Origin of the sequence: Frigoribacterium sp. Leaf186, from assembly GCF_001423905.1 — a bacterium.
Lineage (GTDB): Bacteria > Actinomycetota > Actinomycetes > Actinomycetales > Microbacteriaceae > Frigoribacterium.
On sequence record NZ_LMPQ01000015.1, the window covers coordinates 1 to 252 of the forward strand.

Sequence of the window (252 nt, forward strand, 5' to 3'; positions counted from 1 at the left end):
AAGGGATTTGAAAGGGCTGAAAAAATAAAAAATATTTTATTTGGAAGTTAAAAAAAGATTCTTACCTTTGCACTCCCAACGATAACGAAGGGAAAACAAACCGGAACGGCGGATGCCGGAAAGGATAAAAAAAGATTGAAATAAGCGTTTAAGAAACGGAAGACTAATAAGACTTCAGCAGATTAAAAGCTTAACGATATATAAAAGGCCGCCGCGAGGTACTGTGCCGAACAAGTTCTTAAAAGAGATGTC